This window comes from Moritella sp. 24, assembly GCF_018219155.1.
Taxonomy (GTDB): Bacteria; Pseudomonadota; Gammaproteobacteria; order Enterobacterales; family Moritellaceae; genus Moritella.
The window spans coordinates 4,276,434-4,300,774 of record NZ_CP056123.1; the positions used below are offsets into that span (position 1 = coordinate 4,276,434).

The window sequence follows — 24,341 nt, forward strand, 5'->3', positions numbered from 1 at the left end:
ATAAAAGGGACGCAATAATTAATTATTGCGCCCCTTTTATTTTAAGCTGTATTGAGTCAATCTGTAATCAAATTCTGTTTAAAAAATTGAATGACCAAAACGTTCACTAAACAACTCTAATAATGCCGTACCGACTAATGAATTACCTGATTCGTTTAATTCTGGTGACCATACACAAATCGTTAATAATCCAGGGATCACGGCAACAATACCACCGCCAACACCACTTTTAGCTGGCATTCCAACACGGAAAGCAAAATCACCCGATTCATCATATAAACCACAAGTCGCCAGCAACGCATTTAATCGGCGATTACAACGCTCATTCACTAAACTCTTGTTACGATGACAAGGAACGCCTTTTTTCGCTAAAAATGAGAATGCTGTCGCCAATTCAATACAATTCATATTAATCGCACAGTAGCTAAAGTAACTTTGCAATACCGTTTCTACATCGTTATTGAAATTGCCATGTGATTTCATTAAATAAGCAATCGCAGCATTACGAGCCATGTGCTCAAATTCTGAATCAGCAACATCATGATCAATATAAATTTCAGTAGAATTAGCCAACTTTCGTAATAATTCCAGCATACGTTGTTTTGGCGCAGATAAACGGCTTTGTAGCATGTCAGCCACCACTAATGCACCAGCATTAATAAATGGATTACGCGGTTTACCTTTTTCAAATTCAAGCTGAATCAATGAATTAAATGCTTGTCCGGAAGGTTCTCGCCCTACTCTGGTCCATAACTCGTCTTCAGAAAAACGCGTTAACGCCGCCGTTAATGCAAACACTTTAGAAATACTTTGAATCGAAAATCGTTGGTCAGCATCACCCGCTGTAAATATATCACCGTTCGCCATACACACTGCAACACCCAATTGGTTAGGGTCTACGTTCGCTAATGCCGGAATGTAGTCTGCGACATGTCCTTCACCAATTAACGGGCGGACTTCGTCGAGGAGTTCTTCTAAGGATGCGTTAGATAGCATAGATAACCTATTTTAAATGCAGTGTTCGATGGCTGTAGATATAGCGGGAACAAAATGAAAATAAAGGGAGAGCTGTCAAAGCGTAGAAACAAGACAACAAATAACCAGCGGCTTAAAAATGATATTTTAAGCCGCTGGTGTTAGTAACTAGTGAGCAGGCTTATGCGCCTTCTTCACCGTACCACAAATCAAATAACGGACTAACAACAAGGTTTTGAACACCTTTTGCTTCTAACCAAGTTTTCACTTGTTCACGTTGTTCATCAGTACATTTACCGTGGGTTTCAGTACAAACCATACCATCCCATTCCAAATTACCGTCTGCAGCAAATGCAAGTTTATTTGGATCGATAACTTCAGCAATTAGACCATCTAAGATAGCGTCAATTTGATCTTCAGTTGTACCTTCAGCGAAATCCCAAGAAAGATCAAAACCTAGCTCTTGGAATTCATCTAGACGTAGTTTCTTACGTAGACGACGATTACGATTTGTAGCCATTATTACCTCGAATTACTTAGTACGTTTATAAATAATATCCCAAACGCCGTGCCCTAAACGGTGACCACGTTGTTCGAATTTAGTTAATGGACGCCAATCTGGACGTGGCACGAAATGCCCTTCTGCTGCAGTATTTTCATAACCAGGTGCAACAGCCATTACTTCAATCATATGCTCGGCATAGTTTTCCCAGTCCGTAGCCATATGGAAGATACCACCAAGAGCCAGTTTTTGGCGAATACTTTCTGCAAAACTAGCTTGTACGATACGACGTTTGTGATGACGCGCCTTGTGCCACGGATCTGGGAAGAATAATTGCATGCCACCTAGGCTACCATCAGCAATACAATCAGCTAATACTTCAACAGCATCATGACAGAATACACGTAGATTAGTGACACCACGTTCGCCAGCAGCCATTAGACATGCGCCAACACCGGGTGAATGCACTTCAATACCGATAAAGTTTTTCTCTGGTGAAGCGGCAGCCATTTCAACTAAAGATGCGCCCATACCAAAACCAATTTCTAATGTTACTGGGTTATCGTTACCGAAAACTTCAGCAAAATCGAGCATGCCCATGTCATGATCTAGACCCATTGTTGGCCAAAAATCTTTCATAGCGGCTTCCTGGCCTTTAGTTAAACGTCCTTCACGTAAAACAAAACTTCTCACTTTACGGATACGTTTACCGTCTTCTGTTAATTCAGGATCTGCTATTCTTTTATGTTCAGTCATTTTTTATCCAGTCGCCGTTATGACAGTTTAGTCGCCATAATCTATATAAATTTATCTGTTAATTCGGGCATTATCCAAAGATAGCTGAATTTGGCAAGTTTTGTGTGGCATAATTTCACCCTAAATTTCCCATAATTGCTAAAAATACCCGATGATACCGCTATTAGAAAATAATAAAGACACCTTTGCCCCGCGGGTACTTGCTTGGTTTAAAGACTTTGGCCGCAAGGATTTACCTTGGCAACAGTATCACGAACCTTACCCAACTTGGTTAAGTGAAGTAATGTTACAACAAACCCAAGTCAGCACAGTGATCCCATATTTCACCACCTTTATGGAAAAATTCCCAACCGTAACCGATTTAGCGAATGCCCACATCGATGAGGTTTTACACTTATGGACGGGACTGGGTTATTACGCACGAGGCCGTAATTTACATAAAGCCGCACAGTTAATCCGTGATGAATATCAAGGTATATTTCCTACCGAATTTGAGCAAGTATTAGCACTACCGGGTGTAGGTCGCTCAACTGCAGGCGCGATATTATCATTATCACTAGACCAACCACACCCGATCTTAGATGGTAACGTCAAACGCGTATTAACCCGCTGGGGCGCAATTGAAGGTTGGTATGGTGTAAAAGCAGTAGAAAATACACTGTGGGCGCTATCTGAAGAACTAACGCCACAACAACAGACCGCAAATTATAACCAAGTAATGATGGATCTAGGTGCAACAGTTTGCACTCGTAGCCGACCTGATTGTGATATTTGCCCCGTTAATGACGATTGTAAAGCGAATGCAATGGGAACCCCTACCGCATTTCCAACACCGAAACCGAAAAAAACAATCCCGGTAAGAACAGTACAAATGCTATTGCTTAAGCAAGGTTCGAGAGTGTGTTTACAACAACGACCGCCAACAGGTATCTGGGGCGGACTGTGGTGTTTCCCTGAGCGTGATGACAACGTATCATTAGAAGAACAACTGATGCAGTTTGGTATCAGTGAGTTTACGACACAAGAACTCGATGGCTTTAGACATACTTTTAGTCACTTCCATCTTGATATCAGCCCATTGTTAGTGGAAATAAATGCCACAACAAGTACGCAAATAATGGAACCTCAAGGTACTCTTTGGTATAACATAGAGCAACCGGCAACTGTGGGATTAGCAGCTGCAACTAAAAAATTATTAACATCTCAAGCATTGAGAGAGGCATAACATGGCTAGAATGGTTTTCTGCACACGCTTACAAAAAGAAGCGGAAGGTTTACGTTTTCAACTTTACCCTGGTGAAGTAGGCAAACGTATTTTTGATCATATTTCCCAAGAAGCATGGTCTGAATGGCAGCAAAAACAAACAATGCTGCTAAATGAGAAAAAATTAAACATGATGGATGAAAATGATCGTGCATTTCTAGAACAAGAAATGATCAAATACCTATTTGAAGGTGAAGACGTGGTCATTGAAGGCTTTACACCTAAAGCTTAATCCGATTGCCTAGCGTAATACTCTAGCGCTAGGCAAGCTTTAACCTAGAGACAAATCAATTACATGCCTATATTCCGTATACTATTTTTCGTTGTCAGTTGCAGTGCATTAACCGCCTGTTCGATGAGCGATTACCAACATTCTGTTGAACTTGCCAGTCTTAATAACACATCTCAAGCACTAGAGCGCCTCTCTTATCAGCAACCTGATTATCGCGCCAAAACTAAAAAAACAGACGAGAAAGACAACACCGCACTTAAAACCTTAAAAGACAACTTCCATAAACAGGTTAGTAATCTCTGGGGTAATACCAACAATGCATTTTCTACTAATTACCGTTATATAAAATATACGAACGACTACCGCAGTCGCTCTATTATTGATTTTAAGCAAAATAGTGTTCGCATTGAGACCCTAGACAACCAGCAATATCTTAAACAGGCGATTGAATATACGCTACTCGCCCCTGAACAGCCTAAATACACTGATTTTTACAGCAGCTACACTTCAGAAGTAAAAGGGACACCGTTTCTTTATCAGCAAGTGAAAGACAACGACGGTAAAACGATAAAATGGCACTGGCGAGCATCTCGCTATGCGAACTATCTTATCAAGCACAAGCGTAAACAAGTCACAATTAATGGCAATAGCGTTAATACAGTCACTTTTAAGCTAACAGCAAACCATACCGCGATTAGAGCGAAACGTTATCAGTCTAAAATTAGTCAATCTGCCCGACGCTATAATATTGATAAAAATATCGTAACAGCAATGATTAATGTCGATAGCTTATTCAATCCTTACGCACTTAGCCGTAATGGACGCATTGGCCTAATGCAAATATCAGACTCGATTGGCCAAGATGTGTTCCATCAACAAAAGAAATATCCTTTTAAACCACAGCCAAACTGGTTGTTTGATAACAGCAATAATCTAGATATTGGCATTAGCTACCTCGATTTATTAAACAAACAGTACCTTAAAAAAATTAAAAACCCGAAATCTCGCTATTATGCGATGCTCGCAAGTTACATTGCAGGGCCACAACATATGCTGCAAACCTTCTCAAAGAATAAAAATGAAGCACTTACCATCATAAATGGTTTATCTTCGTACGAAGTTTATCAAAGTTTCACCAATGCGCAGTCACGCGCCGAAATCAAAAGTTATGTTTACGCTGTTAACGGGCATTTTCGTCAGCTAGACCGCTAAACGTCAACAAAATGCACGTATTGTTGATTAATCAGACAGAGCATGGGGCTGTTGCATATTATTTTAATTAAACAGGGCGAAACAGTTGACGGATCGGCCTAAATTCTATTTAATAGCGCTCCATTGCCCGAATAGCTCAGTTGGTAGAGCAGAGGATTGAAAATCCTCGTGTCCCTGGTTCAATTCCGGGTTCGGGCACCAAAATTTGGAAAGAATAAAAAAGTGTAATATTGACTTGTTTTTTAAAATGAAGATGATATTATGCGACTCGCATTTAGTGCCGACTTAGCTCAGTAGGTAGAGCAACTGACTTGTAATCAGTAGGTCGCCAGTTCGACTCCGGCAGTCGGCACCATTTGCCCGAATAGCTCAGTTGGTAGAGCAGAGGATTGAAAATCCTCGTGTCCCTGGTTCAATTCCGGGTTCGGGCACCATATTTAAAAGGTAGAGATATTTAATTAATAGGTATCTTTATTTAAAACGCATTTAGTGCCGACTTAGCTCAGTAGGTAGAGCAACTGACTTGTAATCAGTAGGTCGCCAGTTCGACTCCGGCAGTCGGCACCATTTGCCCGAATAGCTCAGTTGGTAGAGCAGAGGATTGAAAATCCTCGTGTCCCTGGTTCAATTCCGGGTTCGGGCACCATATTAATAAGTAGAGATGTTTTAATTGTAGATATCTTTATTAGCGCATTTAGTGCCGACTTAGCTCAGTAGGTAGAGCAACTGACTTGTAATCAGTAGGTCGCCAGTTCGACTCCGGCAGTCGGCACCATTTGCCCGAATAGCTCAGTTGGTAGAGCAGAGGATTGAAAATCCTCGTGTCCCTGGTTCAATTCCGGGTTCGGGCACCATACAATTCCCCTTTAGTTCAGTTGGTAGAACGGTGGACTGTTAATCCATATGTCGCTAGTTCAAGTCTAGCAAGGGGAGCCAATTAAAAAGACCCAGTTATTTATATAACTGGGTTTTTTTTTCGTCCAAAATTTAGCACGGCCTCATATTTAAACTCATCTCTTCAATCCCCTACTCGATTTAAGTACCACTCTCCTATTTATATGAATCAACAGGCATAAAAAAACCGAACACTTGGTTCGGCTTCGTAATATCACCAGCACTCATTTAATAATGACTGATACTTACATTCATTATTAACAATATTAATTAGCTGTAATACTAATTTCTACACGACGGTTAGCTGCTCGGCCTTGTTTCGTATCATTTGATGCAATTGGACGACGTTCACCATAACCACGCGTTGATAAACGGCCTGATTTGATACCACGTTTATTTAAATATGCGCTCACAGATTCAGCACGCTCTTCAGAAAGCGTTAAATTAGACTCTGCACTACCTACGCTATCTGTATGACCAATAATACGTAATGATGACTCAGGGTACTCATTCAGGATTTTAGCAACACTGTTTAAGCTTGAGTAGATATCAGAGCTCAAGTTATAACCAGCTGTTTGGAAGCCGATACCTTTCGCCATGATAAGTTGTAGTTCATTTTCGCCTACACGTTTAACTTGCACACCAGAACCCGTCAATTCTTGACGTAATGCCTCTTCTTGACGATCGAAGTAATGACCAATACCACCACCAATTGCCGCACCACCTAATGCACCAAACAAGGCACCATTTTTCTTACCTGTAGACGCGCCAATTAACGCACCCGCAATTGCACCGCCAATCGCTGATTTCGTTGCTGTATTCGTTTCTTCTTCGCCTGTTGTCGCATTTTGGCGAGCACAGCCAGTCAGTGCTGCAACAATCATTATTGCTGTCATTGTTCTTTTCATCATTGGATAAGCCTTAATTATAGAAACGATATTGAGAGTTAGTGATCGCGAACACTGTAACTCAAATAAAATACAAGTGCATCGGTATATTTACTAGTTAATTAACCGAATACGCTTAAATAAGTGATTTCACTCTCACTATTCTACAATATAGACGCTTCTTACACAGCTTTACAATGACCTACCTTGAATTGTGACTCTGCGCACTCATCTATTACTAAGTATCGTAATACAATAATGCGAATGCGTTTTCTCAAAAAGGATACCTATGTATAGCTTTCTCAGAACATCATTAATTTTAGTGCTAATGCTAGCCGGTAAAGCGCCGCTCGAAGCCGCTACCATGCTTAGCCTTAGCCAAGCCTCTAATAACGGCAGTGCAACGAACCGAGTTCGCACACAGTTAAGCAAAGACTTAGCCGGTCTTTACCAGCTTCCTGATATGAACAGTACTAATATCATTCAACCTTATGACAACTTCGACGCGCTCTATTCATTAGCTGAGTCAGCACAAAATGAACTAGCAACACTTACTCAACAAATCGCCCTAATGTCTCAAACCAGTGCAGTTATTCCTGCTATTAAAAGTGTTGAACGTGCCCAAGCTAAAATTACAAACAAACACGATGGTGCAGTAGAAAAAATTACCGATTTAGCCCGTAGTTCTATTATTGCAAAAAACAGTCATGAGCTAATTAGTGCTTATGAGCTGTTAGAGCAAGAAACTGATATTATCCAAGTAAAAAATCGTTTTAATAACCCAAAACAAAATGGCTACCGTGATATCAACTTGCTCGTTCGATTACCTAAAACGCAGATGGTGGTTGAAGTGCAATTACATTTAGATCGTATCGAAGCGATTAAGAATGGTCCAGAGCATGACAATTACGCAAAAATTCAACAGATTACCCACAACGCTAAACAACAGCTGCGTGACGTATCAGAAATTGAATCATTTAAAGTTGCGCAACTAAAAGAAGAGTCGACTAGTTTATACCAAGTCGCTTGGCAGCAGCAGTTAATGCTAGAGCTAAAAACAAGCTTTAAACAAATGGCTTAATCGTTTATTTAAATAATCATGATTATAAAAAAGGCTCAACCATTATGTAAATGGTTGAGCCTACTCTCTTCTAACCCTAATAGCTTAAACGTAAAAAACGAAAGCCTTACACGTAAGTATAGGGTTTACGCGTAACCCCATTTCCAGTTGAACCTGATTTGATCTTGCATACCAAAACGCACCATCAACCAAGGAACCAGAGGTAACACTTTATAATGTGCAGCTTTCTTCAATACGCTTTTACCTGTACGGAAAAAGGTAACTTCTTCACCGCTATTTAAGATGCGAACAACAATCCTTTTTTGCTTGCCCTCTTCAGGTGTTACAACTTGCGCTAGGCTATATTCATGCGTCATCCCAGACCCGTTATAAACCAAAATAATTTGATCTTCAGTTAACTTATTACGCTCTAAGTAGCTTTTAAGCTCGCTACCCTGAAAACCAAACAAGGGATCTCTATTCATGTTATTTTCCATTTTTCATTAACTACAATTAAACTTTATTTAATTTCTTGCCAAAAAAAATGAGGCCTCCATTGGAGACCTCATCTTTTAACAATTCTGTGTGGTTATTATTCTGCAATAAACTCGCGAAGTTTTTTCATTGCATTTTTTTCTAACTGACGAACACGTTCAGCAGAAACACCATAACGATCTGCTAGCTCTTGAAGTGTTGCTTTATCTTCAGCTAACCAACGAGAATTAACGATATCTTGGCTACGGTCATCTAATTCAGAAATTGCTTTAGATAAACGTTGAGATGCACTTTGATCCCAATTTTCACGCTCAACTTGTTGCGCAACATCTGAAGAATTATCTTCTAAGTACTGTGCTGGAGAGAAGCTCATTGAACCAGAATCTTTATCGCTATCGTCATCAGCATATAAATCAAATGCTTGATCTGAATAAGACATTCTCGATTCCATTTCTACTACATCTTTGGTCGAAACACCCAATGTATCAGCAACAGTTTTCACTTCATCACTGGTAAACCAGCCTAAACGTTTCTTCGATTTTCGTAAATTGAAGAATAATTTACGCTGCGCTTTCGTTGTTGCTACTTTAACAACACGCCAATTACGAAGTACAAATTCATGAATTTCCGCTTTTACCCAATGCACCGCAAAAGACACAAGTCTTACGCCAACGGCAGGGTTAAATCGCTTCACTGCTTTCATTAAGCCAATATTACCTTCTTGGATTAAATCAGCTTGTGAAAGTCCATAACCTGCGTAACCACGGGCAACGTGAACAACAAAGCGTAAATGTGACATGATCAACTGACGTGCAGCACCAACATCACCTTCATTCTGCAAGCGTTCGCCTAGTTCCTTTTCTTGTTCAGCAGTTAACATTGGAATACTATTCACGCCCTGTATGTAGGCTTCAATGCTACCCTGAGGAACTAATGCCATACTTTGCATATCTTTGCTCATCAACAATTCTCCCATTATTACACGTTAATCCGCGAGATCTTATCACGCCTGATACTTATCGACAAATTCGACAGCCCGCGCAACCCCACAAATAAAGTATTATTGTATTGAATATTTTAAATCTATAATTCAGCTTACTGATAAATAACCAAAAAATACGTTACCCACATTAAAACTGTATTATTTATATACAATCTAGTTTAACCCTAGATTGTCAAAGCTCTAGTTTACTTACAGAAAATTACATTAACATGACAAATTAAACGGAATCAATCAGCAAATGCTCAGCCTTTCGTATGACTTTGCGTTATGAATAAAATTCAATGTTTCTTCTGTGATTATTCCTATCAAAATAATCAGTGCCAAAATAAAAAGGGCAGCCGATGCTACCCTTCTCAGTATTCCCTTTTAAATCTAGTGTAAGTCTGGCACAACACCCACTTGTGGCATATCCGCTAAACCAACATCACGTGCATGCTGCTCAAAACCTTTATTTTTCCAGAAAAATGCACCCGGCATCGTTGTTGGAATAACAAGCACATAAAACAGTGAACGGCTAACTGTTGCAGCCAACGCCACAGACACAATTGGCAATAACCATAACAAGCTTAATACGCCTGACGGTGCGAGTAATGCAAGTAACGTCACCGCAATAATATTTACTGCAACAGCAAGGTTACGTAGCTTGTACGTCTTACCGAATGTAGTACATTGCACATAATGCGACGCAGCGCCTTCACCCTGTTCAACATTTAAATGTTTTGCATGTGAGTACAGACCAAACGCTTCAATAACCAAGCCTGTAATAGCGATAGGCGCAAGCTCTGTTAGTAATGGATACAACTCTACTTCACCACTAACAGCGCTACCAATCACAGCGACAACGGCAGTTAATATCGTACCAAGAGCAATGGCAGAACCAACAAATGAACATGCGGTTTGCCAATGGTCCCAAAATGGACGTGCTTTAATACGATAGCTACGGTACATGTAATACAAGCCACCAGCAGTTCCAACTAAAGCAAATGCACCAAAGAATGCGGCAACATAACTAAAGAAGCTCAACTCAAAGAACCATGCCACACCTTGGAAAAAGGTAAATGCACCCATGAAACCAAAGAACAAAGCAACACCTAATCCTTCTCTACTTACTGGAGAATGCGCTAAGTTATTAAAACCACGATAGAAACGCTTAGGTTTACCAAGATGAAGAGTCGACATTAATAAACCGATAGCTTGCATCGCCATTAATAGAATAAGCAGTGATAAACCAGTTCCGGATTCAGCAAAGCCAGCTAAGCTATCAATACCCAATAACGGACCAAGAAAGATCAGTGCAAACGCACCCATGGCTGTTTGAGAAAACAGGGTGAAAATAACTAATGGATTTTCGCGCGAACTCAAACGGCCTAAGTTCCATGATTGTTCTTTACCGTCTTTTTCATCAACAACAGAACGGAATGAACCGTCATCTTGTTTATGGTATTTAAGTGGCATGTTATCAGTACGCGTCATTTCACGCTGAGTACTGGTTGTCTGTTGGAAGCGAATATTTGGGTTAGTGATACTTGGGTCAGGGAAACCAGGAATCGATGTTTTCGCTTGAATGCGATTTTCAGGCGTATTCTCAACAACACCAAAATTAAGTGCATTACCTAAACACGCAGATACACACGCTGGTTTTAAACCCACTTCTAAACGGTCTACACACATATTACATTTTGATACCTGACCTTTAATCGGATCAAGTTGTGGCGCATTGTAGGGACAAACCCACGTACAATAACCGCACCCAAAACAGGTATCAGGATCTTGTAATACCGCACCGTATTCAACGTGTTTCGTATAGGCTTTAGTTGGGCAACCTTTTAAGCAAACGGGATCATCACAATGATTACATGCCATCGAGATATTAATACGTTTGTAATCAGGGTAACTGCCACTCTCGACATAGCCCACACTACGGAATGCAATATGTGCAGGGTTATCATTCTTTTCACTACACGCTGCTTCACAGGCGTGACAGCCAATACAGTTATCCGCAGTAAAGTGAAAGGCATGTTGTTTATTACGATTAGGATTATCACCTACCGCTTTATTTTCATTAATGTTCATTGAACGGCCAGCTGGTAATTTACCTTCTGTTCGTTCAATTAAATCAATTTTTTTACCGTAAGTATTAACATCAAATATTTCTACATCGGCTAATTTTGCATAACTTTGTTCACCAACACGAGTATCAAAGATAGGCGTGCCTTCTTTAACAACCGGTTTTTCTGCCGCACCGATTTGATCAAGGCGGTCTCTAAATTGTTCTAACTTGTCTAACATAATTTATCCCTCTTATGTTATCGCATTATTTATAATCCAATATGTCCGTACACCACAGCGTATTCCGAATATGATTTAGTATGTCCGTCTTTCGCGGTTCATCTTCGCTGCTAGTTTCTGATCAATATGTTCAATACGAATTGAACTCTGCTTAAATGCAGGCTGACGTGAATGAGGGTCAAGTAACCCTAACGACAATCGATTAACGCAATCATGAAAATGGAATGGAATAAAGACAGCGTTAGGCGCGACACGCTGCGTTAATTGCACCATAACAACAGCATCGCCACGACGAGAGGCCAAGCGAACATAACTTTGATGCTTAATACCGAGCTTAGCAGCCGCGTCCGGATTCATTTCCATATACGGGGTTGGGCTATATTTGTTGAGGTTACCCATTTTACCGGTACGTGTACGCGTATGAAAATGCTCTACCACACGCCCACTATTAAGCCAGAATGGATATTCGTCACAAGGATGTTCATTATTATCAACCCAAGGTAACGGAATTAAATTAGCCTTACCTGTCGGTGTTGGGAATACACCATCGCTATATAAACGAGGGTTACCTTTATCAGTGTCATCACCTTCACGGTGTGGCCATTGGATACCACGGGCCTTTTCAATTTTTTCGTACGTCATACCTGAGATATCAAGATTACGCCCAGCCCCTTTTGATAGAGACTTCATTTCTTCAAACGCTTCTTCCGTCGTCACAGGGAAAGTTATTTTTTTACCATTCTCAAAACGTTTCGATAATTCAGAAAAAATCCAAAAATCAGATTTAGAATTACCCTTAGGTGCTTGCACGTTACTGACTCGGTTTACACGTCGTTCAGTATTGGTAAATACCCCTTCCTTCTCAGCCCAAACGGCAGCTGGTAAGAACATATGCGCATATTGCGTTGTTTCTACATCTTGATACGCATCTTGAACCACAAGAAAATCTAATTTTTCTAGCGTTTTACGGATACGTGAAGTATTTGGCATCGACGTCATTGGGTTTGTCGCTACTAACCACAGACCTTTAATTTGTCCCGTTTCAATGGCAGGAAAAATATCTGTTTGTGCTAAACCTCGTTTTTTCGGAAAGAACTCTGGGTCTATGCCCCAAAATTCAGCAATGTCGTTACGGTCTTTTTCTTTCTCTAATAAACGGTAACCCGGTAAACCAGAACAAGAAGACCACTCACGTGTGCCCATCGCATTACATTGACCAGTAATTGATAAGCTCGTCCCGCCAGGTACACCTATATTACCGGTAATAAGCGATAACGAATTACAACCAGTGATAGCATCACTACCATGGGTACTTTGATTCAGCCCCATCGTCCAGATACTCATGGCACGTCCCGCCTTCGCAAATAAACGCGCCACATGGCGGATCGTATCTTCATCGATGCCACAAATTTTAGCCGCTGATGTTGGATCAAAATCAGCAACACAAGCTCTTAACTCTTCAATGCCGTTGGTATATTTTTCGATATAGTCTTTATCTTCTAGCCCTTCTTTTAAGATCACGTGCATTAATGAATTCTGCAACACGATATCGGTACCAGGACTAATTGGTAAATGAATATCAGCAAACTGTGCAAGCATAGTGACGCGCGGGTCAACCACGATAAGCGGAAAGTTACGTGCTTCTTTCGCTTCTTTTAAACGCCAATAAATAACAGGATGTTGTTCTGGTAGGTTTGAGCCCCACGCAATCAAACAATCAGTATGCGAAAAATCATCGTAACAACCCGGTGGGCCATCAGAACCAAATGAACGCTTGTAACCTGATACCGCAGACGCCATACATAGAGTTGTATTGCCATCGTAGTTATTGGTACCGATACAACCACGTGCTAATTTACCTAATGTATAGAATTCTTCAGTGAGTAGCTGGCCAGTAGACACAATCGCAAATGAATCTTTGCCGTATTGATCTTGAATCGCTTTAATTTTATCGCTCATGGTATCGAGCGCGCTATCCCAATCAGTTTCTTTATAGATGTCATGAATTTGATCACGCACTAATGGGTGATTACCGCGACCTTCCGCTTCAAACAACTCATGCTCAAAGATACCTTTAATACATAGCTTGCCTCTGTTCACATCAGCATCTGCAACGCCTCGACTCGCAACAGCATTCCCTTGCTCATTAACTCCGATCTCAATAGAACAACCTGTAGAACAATATCCACACGTTGTATATTTCCATTCTTTAACCTGTTTATCCGCAATGCGAATAGGTTTTTGATCCTTGCGTCCGAAAATCATAAGACGTCTCCATTAATCTATTAAATTGCTCAACACATATTTTGATATCGTTTTTATATTTTTCATCTCATTATTTTTATAAATAGTCTTTATCGATAAGCACTATTTATAAAAATATATCCTTCTATAGATACAATTGAGCAATAACCAAGCCAGCTTATCTATTTATTGATAAAAAATAGATATATCACCATGCAACGTATAAACATCGCCATTTAACTGCAATTTCACAGCACTATTCATCATTTTCACACCACATTTACGTCAGTAATGAAATTAGGCTGCACCATGGCTGTGCGTGAGCGCAAAAACTGGTGCAACATCACACACTTGAATCTACTTGAAAACCATAAAAAAAACAGGGTAAGACAATTAAGTCTTTAGTATCAACAACTAAAGATGGTTTTGCATAGTTGGCACTGTCTTTGCGTTAGTATGTTCAGAGCCGTACTACAGGGATGTGAGTCATGACAATTGAATTAATAACCAAAGCGCAAACACAACGCACCAGTCAAGCTGGTCAAGCTGGTCAAGTAGCTTTAGTGGGAGCAGGTCCGGGTGACCCAGAACTACTCACACTAAAAGCGATTAAAGCAATTGAGAGTGCCGACCTGATCCTGTTTGATAATTTAGTCAGTACAGAAATTAGAGCGTTATTTCCAGCACATACGAAGACCATCTACGTGGGTAAGAAAAAGGCGGATCACTGTATACCGCAAGATCAACTTAATTTATTCATGGTAGATAAAGCAAAACAAGGTCTGAATATCTGTCGCTTGAAAGGTGGTGACCCCTTTGTATTTGGTCGTGGTAGTGAAGAACAATTAGTTCTCCATGCTCACGATATAAAAACGACAATCGTACCCGGTGTAACAGCCGCATCAGGTTGCACTGCATATGCAGGTATCCCACTAACTCATCGAGGGTTATCAACGGGCTGTACTTTCATTACCGGTCATCTGAAGAATGGCAAGCTAGATCTAAATTGGCCGCAACTTGCACACCTTGACCACACTTTAGTGTTTTACATGGGTCTTGGTAAATTAGCGGAAATTTCAGAACAGTTGACTCGCCATGGATTAGACGCAAATACACCCGCTGCATTGATCGAAAATGGGTCCACGCCACAGCAAAGAGAATTCGTTGGTACTGTATCAACATTACCGACACTCGCAATTGAACACCAATTAAAAAGTCCTAGCCTGATCGTTATCGGTTCAGTGGTCTCTCTCGCAGAGAAACTGAGTTGGAGAGATCTGGAGCAAGCGACAAAAAATCAAGCATTGAGCGCATAACGGAGCATGTCATGAAAAGAATTATAGTTGTCGGTAACGGCATGGTAGGTCACCATTTCATTGACCAATTTATTCAACAAGAAAAGATGGAAGAAGTTCAAATCACGACGTTTAGTGAAGAATCCCGTCTTGCTTATGATCGCGTTCAATTAAGTGCTTATTTCAGCGGTAAGACAGCTGATGACTTAATGATGACATCGCCAGAATACTATGATGACAACGGCGTTCAATACTTTGTAAACGATAAAGTGGTTGGTATCGACAAAGCAGCTAAAACAGTAACGACTGCACAAGGTCGTGTTGAGAGTTACGACAAATTAGTACTGGCGACAGGGTCATATCCATTCGTGCCGCCAATTCCAGGTAAGGACCAAGATCATTGCCTTGTTTACCGTACTATTAACGATTTAGAAGACATCACCGCATCCGCAAAAGAAAGTAAAGTCGGTGTGGTCATTGGTGGTGGTCTACTGGGTCTTGAAGCCGCTAATGCAATCAAACAGCTTGGTCTTGAAACTCACGTTGTTGAATTCGCACCACGCCTCATGGCTGTGCAAGTGGATGACGGTGGTGGCGCTATTCTTCGTAACAAAATTGAAGAATTAGGCGTAACGGTACACACAGAAAAAAATACCAAAGAAATTGTGAAAGGTGAAACTTGCCGTTACCGCATGAACTTTGCTGACGGTACTCACGTTGAAACAGACATGATCATCTTCTCTGCAGGTATTCGTCCTCAAGATGAATTAGCACGTTCATTCGACCTAACACTAGGCGAACGTGGCGGTATCCAGATTAACGATAACTGTTTAACGTCTGACGAAAATATTTTCGCGATTGGTGAATGTGCATTATGGCAAGGACGTATCTTCGGTCTTGTTGCACCGGGTTACCAAATGGCGAAAGTCGCTGTTGACCACATTGTTGGTGAAGGTAAGTTAGCATTTACAGGTGCCGATATGAGTACCAAGCTAAAACTGCTTGGCGTTGACGTTGCAAGTATCGGTGATGCGCATGGTAATGCCGAAGGCGCTCAAAATTATGTATTCACCAATGAAGCAGACCAAATTTATAAAAAATTAGTCATTAGCGAATGTGGTAAGAAGCTACTTGGCGCGGTCATGGTTGGTGAAGCTGAAGATTACGGTACATGGTTACAAATTTACTTAAACGACATGGATATTCCGGGTTCGCCTGAAAATATGTTAGTGCCACCAGCAGAAGGTGGTGCGGTAACGATGGGGATTGATGCCCTCCCTGATTCAGCCGTTATTTGTTCATGTCTTGATGTGACAAAAGGTCAAATTTGCGCCGCAGTACAAGATGGTGCAACCAATCTTGGTGATATTAAATCAATTACAAAAGCGTGTACCGGTTGTGGCGGCTGTAATAGTCTAGCGACTCAAGTACTCAATGCTGAACTTGAAAGCATGGGTGTTGAAGTCAATACTGACCTTTGTGAGCATTTCCCCCATTCTCGTGCTGAACTTGCCGACATTGTTCGTGTTAAACGCATTCGTACATTCGAAGCCTTACTCTCTGAATTTGGTTCTGGTCACGGTTGTGAAATTTGTCGTCCGACAGTCGCTAATATTCTCGCTTCATTCTGGAATGACTACATCCTAGAAGATGATCACCTTGGTCTACAGGATGTGAATGATGTTTACCTAGGTAACATGCAAAAAGACGGTACTTATTCTGTTGTTCCGCGTATTGCCGGTGGTGAAATCACGCCAGACAAGCTTATCGTGTTAGGTCAAATAGCCAAACAATATAATCTTTACACCAAAATTACCGGTGGTCAGCGTATCGATTTATTTGGCGCTCAATTACATGAATTACCAGATATCTGGAAATGGTTAGTAGATGAAGGCTTTGAAACAGGCCATGCCTACGGTAAATCAGTACGTACTGTTAAATCATGTGTAGGTAGTACTTGGTGTCGTTATGGTGTGAAAGACAGCATGGGCTTATCAATCGATATAGAAAATCGCTACAAGGGTTTACGTTCACCACACAAACTTAAATTTGCCGTATCAGGTTGTACCCGCGAATGTGCAGAAGCACAAAGTAAAGATATTGGTATTATCGCGACAGAAGGCGGTTGGGGTCTTTATGTGTGTGGTAACGGCGGTATGCGTCCACGTCATGCTGATTTATTCGCTACCGACCTAGACTCTGAAACACTGTACAAATATGTTGACCGTATATTGATGTTCTATATTCGCACAGCAGACCGCCTACAACGTACATCCGTTTGGTTAGAAAACCTTGAAGGCGGCTTAGACTACCTTAAAGATGTTGTTATTAATGACAAACTTGGTCTTGTAGCAGAACTTGAAAGTGAAATGGAAGCAAACATAGGTAATTACCAATGTGAGTGGAAAACGACGATTGAAAGTCCTGAAAAGCTGCTTCGTTTTAAACACTTCATTAACTCTGAAGAAAATGATACTGCAGTTCAGTTTGTTGAAGTTCGTGACCAAATACGCCCTGCAACTCCCGCAGAACGCGCAGGTCAAATTGAGATTGTAGAAGTGAGCTAATACAGTATTACCTCGCTTCACAATATCAACACATAACAAATAATTAGCAGGTTGAAACACCTGCTAAAACAAGATTTAAGGATTAATTATGACTACTTGGACTCAAGTTATTGCAAAAGACAAACTCACCCCAGACGCTGGCGTCTGTGCGCTCGTCAATGGTAAACAAGTTGCTATTTTCTTTGACCGTAAAACAGATCAGTTATTTGCCATTGATAATTACTGCCCAGCAAGCCAAGCAAACGTTTTATCGCGTGGTTTAATTACCTCAGTGAAAGATGTGTTAACCGTATCGTCACCACTTTATAAAGAGCATTTCAGCCTAACAACGGGTGAATGTCTTGAAAATGAAACTTTATCGGTACCTGTATATGAGGTTCGAGTCACTGATGGTATGGTGGAAGTGACTGCATAAGTAATAGCAGAACATTCAGTATTGATGTCATTGACAGGGAGTTATTATGTCGCCAAGACACTTGCAAGGCGGTGCGACCTTCACCATAGGTCAGCGTTCTGTTGAAGGCATAAAAGCCCATAATGAAGATGCCATCGGTATTCGTATTCCGGATGATTTACTGCTCACAACAAAAGGGGCTGTCGCGATTATCGCTGATGGAGTGAGCGCGGCAGAAGCCGGTAAAGAAGCCAGTGAAACCTGCGTACATAACTTCCTATCTGATTATTATTCTACGCCAGAAACCTGGTCCGTTGGTAAATCAACAGGTCAGGTACTAACAGCGCTAAACCGTTGGTTATACAGCCAAGGCAAACAGTTTTCTGATGCTCAAAAAGGTTACTTGACCACCCTCAGCACCATTGTATTTAAATCTCATTCAGCGCACTTACTGCATGTTGGTGATTCTCGTATTTACCGATTGCGTAAGAATAGCCTTGAACAACTAACACGAGATCACACAACGGTTGTCAGTAGTAAGCAGTCCTACCTTGCAAGAGCAATGGGATTAGATGTCACCCTTGAAGTCGATTATAAAGAAGTGGAATTACAAGTTGGTGATGTATTCTTACTATCAACGGATGGATTACATGACTTTGTCAGTGATAAACAGTTACGGGGGATTATTCAACAAGCCAATAATGCCCAAAGTAGTGATTTTGAAACGTGTTGTGAACACTTAATCCAGCAAGCACTTGCCAATAATAGTAATGATAATATCAGCTGTCAGCTATTACGTATTGATACTCTACCAGCACAAAGCGCTGAAGATGTGCATGTTCATCTCGCCTCAATGCCTTTTCCACCCGCATTACGCCCAGGGTTATCCATTGATGGTTTAAAAGTCATTAAAGAACTCCATGCAAGTAGTAGCAGCCATTTGTACTTAGTCGAAGACAAAGAAACAAAACAACAATATTGTATGAAAGCGCCCTCGGTAAACTATATTGATGATCCCGCTTATATCGAACGCTTTACCATGGAGACTTGGATTGGTTCTCGCCTACACAATCCACATATTTTAAAAATTGTCGAAACCAACAGAAAAAAAAGTAATCTCTATTATTTAATGGAAGTCATTGAAGGTATCACATTAGAAAAGTGGATAAGCCAAAACCCAAATCCACCAGTTCAAGATGTGCTTAATATCATTGAACAAGTGATTAAAGGCTTGCGGGCGTTTCACCGTAAAGAAACGTTACATCAAGATTTAAAGCCGGGAAACATCATGATTGACCAAAACGGACAAGTCAAAATAATTGATTTTGGTTCTTGTTTTGTCAAAGGCATAGCAGAAATAGCGACGCCACTACAGCGAGATAAAATTCTCGGTACCGCATCCTATTCCGCACCAGAAACAGTCATCAATGGGGATAGTACCGCACAATCTGATATCTTTGCCATATCCGTTATTATCTTTGAAATGCTCACGGGAAAGCACCCTTTTAATGGCAAGCTTGAAACCTGTCGTACTCAAAAAGCATATCTAAAAACCAAATATATACCGACCTATGAATACAATCCTTTAGTTCCATTTTGGTTAGACGGTACGATCAAAAAAGGACTGCGTTTCAGTCCAAGTAAGCGTCATGCAGATGTGTCTGAATTATTGTATGAATTACAGCACCCAAACCCAAAATATAAAAGTAACCGTAAGCAAGCCCTTATCGAAAAGAACCCAGAGCGTTTCTGGCAGGTTATCTCCCTGCTACTACTTCTTGCCTTGTGTATTTCATTATTTAGCTAGGGACTAAGCCTAAATCAGACTCTGTATGTAAACATACGTAAAACACCTACATATCACTGGCTATTAAATAAATGCTTAACTTATACAAGGTATAATATTGCCTTATAAAATTTAAAATATTTACCGCCTATAATTAACCCCCAGTAATATGACAGGAGCCCATAACCAATGAATAATGTGTTAACACTCATTATAAAAATAACCACACCTACATTACGTATCCTATTTTCTGCCCATCAATATTCGCGAATAGGAAAAAATTATGATTGATTATATATCGGTATTTATCTTTTTCTTCGCTGTGATTGATCCTGTTGGTACTGTCCCTGTCTTTATTGCGGCAACCAGTCAATTTGATGAGAAAGAAAAACGTAAAATTGCATTACAAGCGGCCGGTGCAGCAGCACTCATTTTGCTGTTTTTCATTGTCGCTGGAGAAGTCATTTTAACGGCCATTGATATCCCATTACCCGCCTTTGAAATCGCTGGCGGAATTGTATTATTTTTATTTGCCCTGACGATGATATTTGGCGACAGTAAACCCGATACCGAAGTGCAGCTGGTTAAAGATGGCACTGAAACAGCTATTTTTCCATTAGCTGTGCCCTCTTTAGCTAGCCCAGGTGCAATGCTAGCAGCCGTTCTATTAACTGAAAATTCGAGCTTTAGTCTTTTCCAGCAAGCTCAAACGGCTGGCGTGATGATATCAGTGCTATTTATTGCTTTTATATTAATGCTAGCAGCGAGTTGGATTCATCGCTTTATCGGTAATAGTGGCGCCAGTATTATCAGTAAAGTAATGGGGATGATCTTGGCTGCCGTGGCAACAAACAGTGTATTATCAGGTATTAAAGTTTATTTCTTACTTTAACTTAAAAACAAAAAAGCCCTATACCAACATGATATAGGGCTGTAACTATTCCATTATTCAGTAATATGATTATTCAAAAATAAAATATCACCTAAACAACAGCTTATTTATTCGAAATGAAACCAACAGCTTCATACGCTTTCGCTAATGTTGGCGCTGCACGCTCAGACGCTTTCTCAGCACCAATACGCATGATGCGATTCAGTTCTGTCTCATCAGCACGTAACTCGTGATAGCGTGCTTGAATAGGCTCAATCATAGCAACAACAGCGTCAGCAGTATCACCTTTCAAGTGACCATACATTTTATCTTCGTATTCAGGTACTAGATCTGCAACTGGACGTTTAGTTGCTACAGAAAGCAATGTAAGTAAGTTAGATACACCCGGCTTTTCTTTATTATCAAAGTAAATACGCGCTTGCTCATCACTATCCGTTACTGCACTTTTCAGCTTCTTCGCAATTTTTTTCGGCTCATCTAATAATTTGATGAACGCTTTTGGATTGTCATCTGACTTAGACATTTTCTTCAGTGGATCTTGCAGGCTCATGATACGAGCGCCAAACGTTGGGATCATCGGTTCTGGTACTTTAAATACGTCACCGTAGATATTATTAAAACGTGTCGCAATCGTACGCGCTAATTCTAAATGCTGCTTTTGATCATCGCCTACTGGCACTTCATCTGCTTGATAAAGTAAAATGTCTGCTGCCATTAATACTGGGTAAGTATATAAACCAGAATTACTGCTGCTCGAGTTGTTCGATTTATCTTTAAACTGCGTCATGCGGTTTAATTCACCCATCTGCGTATAGCAGTTAAGTAACCAACTCAATTGTGCATGTTCTGGTACTTGAGATTGTAAAAAGATAGTCGACTTTTCAGGGTTTAGACCACAAGCAATATACATAGCTAAGCCTTCAAGCACCTGAGATTTAAACTCTTTCGGGTCTTGACGTACCGTAATGGTATGCAAGTCAGCTAACATGAAATGACAGTCACTGTGTTCCTGCATGTCCAGCCATTGATTGATTGCACCAATATAGTTACCAATCGTCATACTGCCTGAAGGCTGAATACCACTTAATACCACAGGTTTTGTCATAATATATTTCCCAATCTCTTTAATTTATTCAATTGTGGGCAAGTATATAAACTTACCCAACTCTATTTATACTGTTATCGCGTTACGGCTAACATGATGACCAATTAACTACTTTAGCTTCACAACAGACAGTAGCTCACTGATATCATCAGCAACGAAGTTTGGATTACTGTCACTAATTGGAATACCGTAGTTGTAACCATAAGTTAAACCAAAACTAGTAAAGTTTGCCGCTTGTGCCGCAATAATATCGTTTTTAGAGTCACCCACCATTAGCGCATCTTCCGCGTTAAACTGGTAATGGTCTAAACAATGTAATAACGGTAATGGATTTGGTTTTTTCTCTGCAAGCGAATCACCACCAAGTACCACTTCAAAAAACTCACTGATACCTGCTAATTCAAGTACAGGCGTCGTTTGTATCATGGGTTTATTTGTCACGATAGCCAGTTTAAATCCAGCGTCGAGTAATGCTGTTAGGGTTTCTTTTACATTTGGGTATAACACGCTATGTGTGAATACATTTGCAGAATAGTGCTTTAAGAACGATGCCAAAGCATCATTAAATAAAGCAGAATCAAGATCATCAGCAACGTTTACGCTACCAGATAATGCACGCTGCACTAATACTTGCGCACCATTACCAACCCAACCACGCACTTCATCTTCAGAAAAATGAGCACGGTCAAAATCACTCAGCATGCAATTAACTGCAGCTGCTAAATCTGGCACACTATCAACAAGGGTACCGTCTAAATCAAAACAAATAAGCTTAAACATTGGCTTTTTCTAACTCCGAACGCATTTCATCAATGACTTTTTTATAATTTTCTTGGCCGTAAATCGCAGAGCCAGCAACAAACATATCAGCGCCTGCTTCTGCAATTTCACGGATGTTATCAACTTTAACGCCACCATCAATCTCGAGAATAATATCGCGACCACTGGCATCAATTAATTTACGTACATCTCGTAATTTTTGTAATGTTGAAGGAATAAAACTTTGACCGCCAAAACCAGGGTTTACTGACATTAATAAGATCATATCTAACTTATCCATCACATAATCTAAGTGATGTAACGGTGTTGCAGGGTTCAATACTAGACCCGCTTTTAAACCATGTTCTTTAATGAGCTGTAGAGAGCGGTCTACATGATCAGATGCTTCTGCATGGAAGGTGATCATTGATGCGCCCGCTTTGGCAAATTCATTAATCATATGATCAACAGGTCGCACCATCAAATGCACATCAATTGGTGCGGTAACACCGTGGTCACGTAATGCTTTACAGATCATAGGACCAATGGTTAAGTTTGGCACATAGTGGTTATCCATAACGTCAAAATGGATAACGTCTGCACCTGCGGCAAGTACGTCGTCGACTTCTTGGCCAAGGTTAGCAAAATTAGCAGATAGAATTGAAGGGGCAATCAGAAAGTTTTTCATTTGGCGTGCTCTCAGTTGTTGTTATTCCATTACTCTATGCAAATCTTACCCTAAGTTAGCCCCTAGGGTAAAATAATAAAAGCAGAATAACACTGACAACTCAGTATTCACCGAGAAATTAAGGCAATAACCTTAACTCACTGCGGCTTTATCACTATTTTTATCGGTTTTGTTATCGGTATAACGCCAGTAGTTCATCTACTTTATTACGCTTACCTGCATTACGACTAATTGTACGTTTAACCTGAACGACTTCAAATGTAGAGCCATGGTATAACTCACGAGTTAACGGAATATCATGGTTTGAAATCAATATTGGAATTTGGCGATCTTGTGCTGTTTCACGAGAAACTTTAGCAAGCAAAGCCTGATCATCTAAGCTAAAACCATTACTCGCATACGAAGTAAAACTCGCCGTAGTACTTAGTGGTGCATACGGGGGATCACAATAAACCACATCGTCACTGTCTAAACGTTTGTACACATCTGAGTAAGACTCACAAATAAACGTCGCTTTCTTCGCTTTCTCTGCAAAGAATCGTAACTCTTTCAGTGGGAAATAAGGTTTTTTATATGAACCAAAAGGCACATTAAAGCCACCAGATTTGTTATAACGACATAGGCCGTTAAAACCATGACGATTCATATACAAGAACATTAATGAACGCTGATAAGGGTCACGTGTATGATTAAACTTCTCACGTATTTTATAATAACGTTCTTTGTCATTAAATTCTGGCGTAAAGAAACGCTGCGCATCAGCAATAAACTGTTCCGGCTTTTCTTGCAGAATTTTATACATATTAATCAAGTCAGGATTAATATCATTTAAAAGGTATTCGTCATAATCAGTATTTAAAAACACTGATCCAGCCCCAACAAACGGTTCAACTAAACGCTTACCAGCCGGTAATTTTTCACGTAGATGATCAACCAGAGAATACTTACCTCCGGCCCATTTCAAGAAGGCGCGCGTTTTCTGCATTTGTGACTTGTACCGCTAAATAAAAGGGGGCCGATTGTACATGGATTAGTGAAAAAT

At 40.4% G+C, this 24,341-nt stretch carries 21 protein-coding genes and 8 tRNA genes; 17 read left to right on the forward strand and 12 right to left on the reverse strand.

Annotated features, from left to right (window positions below):
• Positions 1–78: 78 nt before the first annotated feature.
• The 3 genes from glsB to trmB form a co-directional block, all read right to left on the reverse strand.
• Positions 79–996, reverse strand: coding sequence for a glutaminase B (gene glsB / locus HWV00_RS19075; protein ID WP_211683805.1), 918 nt, complete (start codon positions 994–996; stop codon positions 79–81).
• 160 nt (positions 997–1,156) lie between these two features.
• Positions 1,157–1,495: a 50S ribosome-binding protein YggL gene (locus HWV00_RS19080; RefSeq protein WP_211683806.1), complete on the reverse strand. Its 339-nt coding sequence runs from the start codon at positions 1,493–1,495 to the stop codon at positions 1,157–1,159.
• Positions 1,496–1,507: 12 nt separating this feature from the next.
• A complete protein-coding gene (gene trmB / locus HWV00_RS19085; protein WP_211683807.1) occupies positions 1,508–2,233 on the reverse strand; it encodes a tRNA (guanosine(46)-N7)-methyltransferase TrmB in 726 nt (241 codons plus the stop codon).
• A 151-nt stretch (positions 2,234–2,384) separates the two neighbouring features.
• Between trmB and mutY the strand changes: the two genes are divergently transcribed.
• The 11 genes from mutY to HWV00_RS19140 all read left to right on the forward strand — a co-directional run bounded on the left by mutY (position 2,385) and on the right by HWV00_RS19140 (position 5,877).
• Positions 2,385–3,458, forward strand: a complete 1,074-nt coding sequence (gene mutY, locus HWV00_RS19090) for an A/G-specific adenine glycosylase (RefSeq protein ID WP_211683808.1) — start codon at positions 2,385–2,387, stop codon at positions 3,456–3,458.
• A 1-nt stretch (position 3,459) separates the two neighbouring features.
• Positions 3,460–3,729 carry an oxidative damage protection protein gene (locus tag HWV00_RS19095; protein WP_211683809.1) on the forward strand — a complete coding sequence of 90 codons (270 nt, stop codon included), beginning with the start codon at positions 3,460–3,462 and terminating at the stop codon, positions 3,727–3,729.
• Positions 3,730–3,792: 63 nt separating this feature from the next.
• Positions 3,793–4,941: a murein transglycosylase domain-containing protein gene (locus HWV00_RS19100; RefSeq protein WP_211683810.1), complete on the forward strand. Its 1,149-nt coding sequence runs from the start codon at positions 3,793–3,795 to the stop codon at positions 4,939–4,941.
• Positions 4,942–5,066: 125 nt separating this feature from the next.
• Positions 5,067–5,142, forward strand: a tRNA-Phe gene (locus HWV00_RS19105).
• A gap of 78 nt (positions 5,143–5,220) precedes the next feature.
• Positions 5,221–5,296: transfer RNA gene (locus HWV00_RS19110), tRNA-Thr, on the forward strand.
• A gap of 3 nt (positions 5,297–5,299) precedes the next feature.
• Positions 5,300–5,375: transfer RNA gene (locus HWV00_RS19115), tRNA-Phe, on the forward strand.
• 57 nt (positions 5,376–5,432) lie between these two features.
• Positions 5,433–5,508, forward strand: a tRNA-Thr gene (locus HWV00_RS19120).
• A gap of 3 nt (positions 5,509–5,511) precedes the next feature.
• Positions 5,512–5,587: transfer RNA gene (locus HWV00_RS19125), tRNA-Phe, on the forward strand.
• A gap of 53 nt (positions 5,588–5,640) precedes the next feature.
• Positions 5,641–5,716, forward strand: a tRNA-Thr gene (locus HWV00_RS19130).
• Between the two features lie 3 nt (positions 5,717–5,719).
• Positions 5,720–5,795, forward strand: a tRNA-Phe gene (locus HWV00_RS19135).
• Between the two features lie 6 nt (positions 5,796–5,801).
• Positions 5,802–5,877 (forward strand) — tRNA-Asn (locus HWV00_RS19140).
• Positions 5,878–6,101: 224 nt separating this feature from the next.
• On the opposite strand, the gene HWV00_RS19145 is transcribed toward HWV00_RS19140, so the two are convergent.
• Complete coding sequence (locus HWV00_RS19145) at positions 6,102–6,746, reverse strand: OmpA family protein (protein ID WP_211683811.1); 645 nt, start codon at positions 6,744–6,746, stop codon at positions 6,102–6,104.
• A gap of 265 nt (positions 6,747–7,011) precedes the next feature.
• On the opposite strand from HWV00_RS19145, the gene HWV00_RS19150 reads away from it, so the two are divergent.
• Positions 7,012–7,803, forward strand: coding sequence for a RelA/SpoT domain-containing protein (locus HWV00_RS19150; protein ID WP_211683812.1), 792 nt, complete (start codon positions 7,012–7,014; stop codon positions 7,801–7,803).
• A 125-nt stretch (positions 7,804–7,928) separates the two neighbouring features.
• Here HWV00_RS19150 and HWV00_RS19155 read toward each other — a convergent pair whose 3' ends face one another.
• From HWV00_RS19155 to HWV00_RS19170, 4 genes are all read right to left on the reverse strand, one after another.
• Positions 7,929–8,267 carry a hypothetical protein gene (locus HWV00_RS19155; protein ID WP_211683813.1) on the reverse strand — a complete coding sequence of 113 codons (339 nt, stop codon included), beginning with the start codon at positions 8,265–8,267 and terminating at the stop codon, positions 7,929–7,931.
• Positions 8,268–8,374: 107 nt separating this feature from the next.
• Entirely contained in the window at positions 8,375–9,238 is an 864-nt protein-coding gene (gene rpoH / locus HWV00_RS19160; protein ID WP_211683814.1) for an RNA polymerase sigma factor RpoH, read from the reverse strand.
• A gap of 414 nt (positions 9,239–9,652) precedes the next feature.
• Positions 9,653–11,569 (reverse strand): DmsC/YnfH family molybdoenzyme membrane anchor subunit, encoded by a 1,917-nt coding sequence (locus HWV00_RS19165; RefSeq protein ID WP_211683815.1) that lies wholly within the window; start codon positions 11,567–11,569, stop codon positions 9,653–9,655.
• Positions 11,570–11,644: 75 nt separating this feature from the next.
• On the reverse strand, positions 11,645–13,834 hold the full coding sequence (locus HWV00_RS19170) for a molybdopterin oxidoreductase family protein (RefSeq protein ID WP_211683816.1): 2,190 nt from the start codon (positions 13,832–13,834) through the stop codon (positions 11,645–11,647).
• A gap of 467 nt (positions 13,835–14,301) precedes the next feature.
• Between HWV00_RS19170 and cobA the strand changes: the two genes are divergently transcribed.
• From cobA to HWV00_RS19195, 5 genes are all read left to right on the forward strand, one after another.
• On the forward strand, positions 14,302–15,129 hold the full coding sequence (cobA, locus tag HWV00_RS19175) for a uroporphyrinogen-III C-methyltransferase (protein ID WP_211683817.1): 828 nt from the start codon (positions 14,302–14,304) through the stop codon (positions 15,127–15,129).
• Positions 15,130–15,140: 11 nt separating this feature from the next.
• Positions 15,141–17,675, forward strand: a complete 2,535-nt coding sequence (gene nirB, locus HWV00_RS19180; RefSeq protein WP_211683818.1) for a nitrite reductase large subunit NirB — start codon at positions 15,141–15,143, stop codon at positions 17,673–17,675.
• 88 nt (positions 17,676–17,763) lie between these two features.
• Positions 17,764–18,090 (forward strand): nitrite reductase small subunit NirD, encoded by a 327-nt coding sequence (gene nirD / locus HWV00_RS19185; RefSeq protein WP_211683819.1) that lies wholly within the window; start codon positions 17,764–17,766, stop codon positions 18,088–18,090.
• Positions 18,091–18,136: 46 nt separating this feature from the next.
• Positions 18,137–19,876 carry a bifunctional protein-serine/threonine kinase/phosphatase gene (locus HWV00_RS19190; protein ID WP_211683820.1) on the forward strand — a complete coding sequence of 580 codons (1,740 nt, stop codon included), beginning with the start codon at positions 18,137–18,139 and terminating at the stop codon, positions 19,874–19,876.
• Between the two features lie 262 nt (positions 19,877–20,138).
• Positions 20,139–20,747 (forward strand): MarC family protein, encoded by a 609-nt coding sequence (locus HWV00_RS19195; protein WP_211683821.1) that lies wholly within the window; start codon positions 20,139–20,141, stop codon positions 20,745–20,747.
• Positions 20,748–20,850: 103 nt separating this feature from the next.
• Here the strand turns inward: HWV00_RS19195 and trpS are convergent, their stop codons facing one another.
• From trpS to HWV00_RS19215, 4 genes are all read right to left on the reverse strand, one after another.
• Positions 20,851–21,852, reverse strand: a complete 1,002-nt coding sequence (gene trpS / locus HWV00_RS19200) for a tryptophan--tRNA ligase (RefSeq protein WP_211683822.1) — start codon at positions 21,850–21,852, stop codon at positions 20,851–20,853.
• A 108-nt stretch (positions 21,853–21,960) separates the two neighbouring features.
• Positions 21,961–22,632, reverse strand: coding sequence for a phosphoglycolate phosphatase (locus HWV00_RS19205; RefSeq protein WP_211683823.1), 672 nt, complete (start codon positions 22,630–22,632; stop codon positions 21,961–21,963).
• Complete coding sequence (gene rpe / locus HWV00_RS19210) at positions 22,625–23,299, reverse strand: ribulose-phosphate 3-epimerase (RefSeq protein WP_211683824.1); 675 nt, start codon at positions 23,297–23,299, stop codon at positions 22,625–22,627. Before rpe ends, HWV00_RS19205 begins: the two co-directional genes overlap by 8 nt.
• Positions 23,300–23,471: 172 nt before the next feature.
• Positions 23,472–24,284 carry a Dam family site-specific DNA-(adenine-N6)-methyltransferase gene (locus HWV00_RS19215; RefSeq protein ID WP_211683825.1) on the reverse strand — a complete coding sequence of 271 codons (813 nt, stop codon included), beginning with the start codon at positions 24,282–24,284 and terminating at the stop codon, positions 23,472–23,474.
• Positions 24,285–24,341 lie beyond the last annotated feature (57 nt).